This window comes from Myroides sp. LoEW2-1, assembly GCF_009767705.1.
Lineage (GTDB): Bacteria > Bacteroidota > Bacteroidia > Flavobacteriales > Flavobacteriaceae > Flavobacterium > Flavobacterium album_A.
Window position 1 is genome coordinate 1 of sequence record NZ_WSPP01000182.1, and the last position, 4059, is coordinate 4059.

A 4059-nucleotide genomic window follows, 5' to 3' on the forward strand; every position below is an offset into this window, starting at 1 on the left:
GGAGTAGCGTGAGCTACTCCTTTTTTTTGTGGTATACTATTCTCAAAAAAAAGGAAGTCGTCTATGTAGACGACTTCCTTTTTTGATATATGTAATAATTGTTATTTTAAGTTTTTCCAAACCCATTCACCTTCTTCCATATAAGGGCGACAAGTTCTATCTAAATAGTTTGGTGTATCCGTACACATTTTTAACTTCTCATCATCATATTTATAATGTTTAACAACCCCATTTTCTTTGTATTGTAACTCTAAATAGGTTGGAACTCCATCATTATCATCATCAACATTCAAAAAGTTTGGCGTATTGCTAAAACCGCTTGTTGAATAACTGAAATAGTCTTCCAGTGTTAATTCTGTACCGATTTTTGAAGGGTCTACTTCGTATTTTGAAGGGATTCCGTCCAAATCGTGATCTCGCTCTATACTGTAGTATAAAGAGATATCGACAATAGCAGGCTGGTAACCTTTTAATTTTCCTCCGACAGGATTATTGAATGTATATAGTCCTGATGGGATAATTGCTATAAGTCTACCTGCTTTTCCTTCAACCTCTACACTTCCGTCAGCTCCTGTTTTGATAGACGTAGCTGTTTTGATTAATGAAAGCAGTTGTCTTTCTCCTGATGTTAGTTGAGCAGGACGAGACACTGATTTACCTGTTACTACATTCGAACCATTGTATTCGTGTATTGTCAATGGATAAGAGTAATAGTCAGGTTTATAAGGATTTGATACTACTTCGTTATTTAAGTTATATACTTTACTTTTTACATAAGTAGAGTCGATAGGTAGAACATGACTTCCCGTTCCTTCTTCTATGATGAAATAGTTAATTTCGTATTCCTGTACAGCATCGTCAAAGGGATTGTATTCCAAACGACTTACTGCATCCTTCCACATTCCTGTATAAGGGTCAATTGTCTTTGTCGCTATTGGGTTAATACTGTATAAATCGTTTTTAAATTTTATTGTCTTAAATCTTGGGTCATCTTTTAAGATAGGCTCTCCATCGTAGTCTTTACTTTGTATACTATCTAATCTAATTTCTCCTGTTTCCTTATTCTCGTAGATATAGTTATTAGTTAGAAACTTTTCTATATCCGTCTTGTTTTCAGTATAAACTTCAGTACGGTCTCTTAATGGTACAGTTACAGTACCTCCGCTATTGTCATCACTTTTACAGTTAACAAATACTAAGCTTAATGATAATAGACTTAGACCGGCAAAAATTCTCTTCATTTTTTTGACTTATTTTAGTAGTGCAAGATACAATTTTACTTTATTTTTGTATACTTTGTTATTAAAAATTAATATTTTATTATGCGAATTGACAAGTATTTATGGTGTGTTAGGTACTATAAGACTCGAAATATAGCTACAGAAGCTTGTAAAAAGGGGCACGTAACAGTTAATGGTCAAGCCGCTAAACCATCTCGAGAAGTATTCCCTACCGATAAGATAACGTTAAGAAAGGATCAGATAGTATATCAATTGTCAGTTTTAGATATTCCCCAAAATAGAGTAGGGGCAAAACTGGTAGATATTTACCGTAGAGATACTACTCCAGAAGAAGCTTTTGAACACATAGAAATGTTGCGATTAGCCAAGAGTCACTATAGAGCAAATGGCACAGGTAGGCCTACCAAAAAAGATTTGAGAGATATTAATGATTTTTTGGATTACGAGGATGATGAAGATGAAGTTAATGAATAAAGCATATTGGGAACGTAGATATATTGAAGGGAGTGACTTTTGGAATGCAAAAGGAATTACTACCCCGATCAAGGAGTATTTGAATCAATTGACAGATAAGCACATTCGGATTCTGATACCAGGTTTGGGACACGGGTATGAGTTAATGTACCTCAAAGAACAAGGGTTCACAAATGTGGTCGGTTTAGATTTGACAGATTTAGCTGCTCGTGAAACCTTAGAAAAGTTTCCTTTGTTTCCTATTGACGAGGTAGTTTTAGGAGATTTCTTTCAGCATGAAGGTCAGTACGATTTAATATTGGAGCATACGTTCTTTTGTTCATTGCCTATAGCGTTAAGGCCGAAGTATGTTGCTAAAATGAAAGAACTCCTCGCAGTGAATGGGCGCTTGGTTGGTGTCCTTTTTGATTGTGAGTTTGATAGTGTTGATCCTCCATTTGGAGGCAGTCTAAGTGAATATAAGAAGTTATTTTGCGTTTCGGATCTCAACATTGAGATTTTAGAACCTTGTTATAATTCTATAAAACCCCGAAAAGATAGAGAAGTATTTATAAAAATAGTAAAACAACAACATGACTAAGAATATTATTTTAACGAAAGAGCAGATTGCTTTTAAAACAAAGCGCATTGCTTATCAAGTGTATGAAACCTACGTAGATGAAAAGGAAATCGTTATTGCAGGTATAGCTAATAGCGGTTACATTTTTGCAAAGAAAATCGCTGAAGAACTTGAGCGAATATCTGATATAAAAGTTAGTCTTTGCGAGGTGCGCATTGATAAGCAAAGTCCAATAAATCCAATTGAAACTTCTATCTCTGCGTCAGAGTACCAGGATAAAGCAATCTTGTTGGTTGATGATGTACTTAATTCAGGAGCAACGTTAATTTATGGTGTAAAACACTTTTTAAACGTTCCACTAAAGAAAATGAAGACTGCTGTACTCGTGGATAGAAATCATAAAAAATATCCCGTTAAAGCGGACTTTAAAGGGATATCTCTTTCAACTTCTCTATTGGAACACATTCAAGTTGTTTTTGACAAAGAAGAGGAATACGCATATTTAAGTTAATCCAATTATCTTGTTTTAATTATAATAGTGCTTTGATATCAGTGACAATCTCATTGACGGACTTATCGTCAATTGAGATAATATGTTTTGCTTGATAGTAAAAGTAGCTACGGTCAAATAGATGTTTGGCAATAAAAGTTTCGAGAGTATCGTCTGTATCTTGATTTAAGATAGGGCGATGCTCTTTTTCTTTTTCTAATCGATTGGCAAGTGTCTTTATTGAACCTTTCAAGTAAAAAGACTTGACATCTTCCCTTTGTAATACTTCGTGGTTATTTGCATAACAGGGTGTGCCTCCTCCTAAACTGAGAATTACATTTTGGGGTAGCTCTATAATTTCGCGAAGAGCAAGGTGTTCTAATTTTCGAAAATGAATCTCTCCTTTGTTTTTAAATATAGCACTAATCGAAGTTTGCTCTTTTTGTTCGATATAGTCGTCTAAGTCTATAAAAGGGAAAGATAAGTCTTCGGCAAGTTTTTTACCTATGGTTGATTTTCCTGAGCCCATATAGCCTACAAGGATAATTTTTTTCATAAAAATAAGGGGTTGTTATATAGTAAGTTAGGGAATAATTTGAAATTAAGGGCAAAAATAAAACAAATATGTCATGGATTTTAAAAAAAACGTTCTATATTTGCACCCGCAATTAGGAATTGAAATAACGACTCGATAGCTCAGTTGGTAGAGCACAACACTTTTAATGTTGGGGTCCTGGGTTCGAGCCCCAGTCGGGTCACAAATACAATTCAAGTCTAATCGCAATGACTCGATAGCTCAGTTGGTAGAGCACAACACTTTTAATGTTGGGGTCCTGGGTTCGAGCCCCAGTCGGGTCACAAATACATATTGGCATTTTCAGAGATTAATAAATTGACTCGATAGCTCAGTTGGTAGAGCACAACACTTTTAATGTTGGGGTCCTGGGTTCGAGCCCCAGTCGGGTCACGAAAGTAAGAAATCTATTTATTGAAAATGCCGACTCGATAGCTCAGTTGGTAGAGCACAACACTTTTAATGTTGGGGTCCTGGGTTCGAGCCCCAGTCGGGTCACAAAGATAAGAAGCTACTCAGTATGAGAGTAGCTTTTTATTTTCAAAAAGAGTAAGCTTTGGCTTATTTGAAAAACTACCTTAACTCTCCTTTGTCAAAAGGAAAGTTGGTTGTAACAGATTACGGCCACGTGGAGGAATTGGTAGACTCGCCATCTTGAGGGGGTGGTGTCGCAAGACGTATGGGTTCGAATCCCATTGTGGTCACATAGTTACTTTATAAC

At 35.7% G+C, this 4059-nt stretch carries 5 protein-coding genes and 5 tRNA genes; 8 read left to right on the plus strand and 2 right to left on the minus strand.

Features of this window, described 5'->3' with window-relative positions:
- Positions 1 to 101 precede the first annotated feature (101 nt).
- On the minus strand, positions 102 to 1241 hold the full coding sequence (locus tag GOQ24_RS11160; RefSeq protein WP_160339717.1) for a hypothetical protein: 1140 nt from the start codon (positions 1239 to 1241) through the stop codon (positions 102 to 104).
- A gap of 81 nt (positions 1242 to 1322) precedes the next feature.
- Here GOQ24_RS11160 and GOQ24_RS11165 point away from each other — a divergent pair, with 81 nt between their 5' ends.
- Genes GOQ24_RS11165 through GOQ24_RS11175 form a run of 3 tightly spaced genes read left to right on the plus strand, consistent with a single transcriptional unit; the run spans position 1323 to position 2785 of the window.
- On the plus strand, positions 1323 to 1715 hold the full coding sequence (locus GOQ24_RS11165) for an RNA-binding S4 domain-containing protein (RefSeq protein ID WP_155092048.1): 393 nt from the start codon (positions 1323 to 1325) through the stop codon (positions 1713 to 1715).
- Positions 1708 to 2295 carry a TPMT family class I SAM-dependent methyltransferase gene (locus tag GOQ24_RS11170; protein WP_243731269.1) on the plus strand — a complete coding sequence of 196 codons (588 nt, stop codon included), beginning with the start codon at positions 1708 to 1710 and terminating at the stop codon, positions 2293 to 2295. Before GOQ24_RS11165 ends, GOQ24_RS11170 begins: the two co-directional genes overlap by 8 nt.
- Positions 2288 to 2785 (plus strand): phosphoribosyltransferase family protein, encoded by a 498-nt coding sequence (locus GOQ24_RS11175; RefSeq protein WP_155092046.1) that lies wholly within the window; start codon positions 2288 to 2290, stop codon positions 2783 to 2785. The genes GOQ24_RS11170 and GOQ24_RS11175 overlap by 8 nt, the downstream gene beginning before the upstream one ends.
- Positions 2786 to 2804: 19 nt before the next feature.
- On the opposite strand, the gene GOQ24_RS11180 is transcribed toward GOQ24_RS11175, so the two are convergent.
- A complete protein-coding gene (locus GOQ24_RS11180; RefSeq protein WP_160339719.1) occupies positions 2805 to 3320 on the minus strand; it encodes a shikimate kinase in 516 nt (171 codons plus the stop codon).
- 129 nt (positions 3321 to 3449) lie between these two features.
- On the opposite strand from GOQ24_RS11180, the gene GOQ24_RS11185 reads away from it, so the two are divergent.
- The 5 genes from GOQ24_RS11185 (at position 3450) to GOQ24_RS11205 (ending at position 4042) form a co-directional block, all read left to right on the plus strand.
- Positions 3450 to 3522 (plus strand) — tRNA-Lys (locus GOQ24_RS11185).
- Between the two features lie 27 nt (positions 3523 to 3549).
- Positions 3550 to 3622, plus strand: a tRNA-Lys gene (locus GOQ24_RS11190).
- A gap of 36 nt (positions 3623 to 3658) precedes the next feature.
- Positions 3659 to 3731 (plus strand) — tRNA-Lys (locus GOQ24_RS11195).
- A 32-nt stretch (positions 3732 to 3763) separates the two neighbouring features.
- A tRNA-Lys gene (locus GOQ24_RS11200) sits at positions 3764 to 3836 on the plus strand.
- A 124-nt stretch (positions 3837 to 3960) separates the two neighbouring features.
- Positions 3961 to 4042, plus strand: a tRNA-Leu gene (locus GOQ24_RS11205).
- The last annotated feature ends 17 nt before the right edge of the window (positions 4043 to 4059 follow it).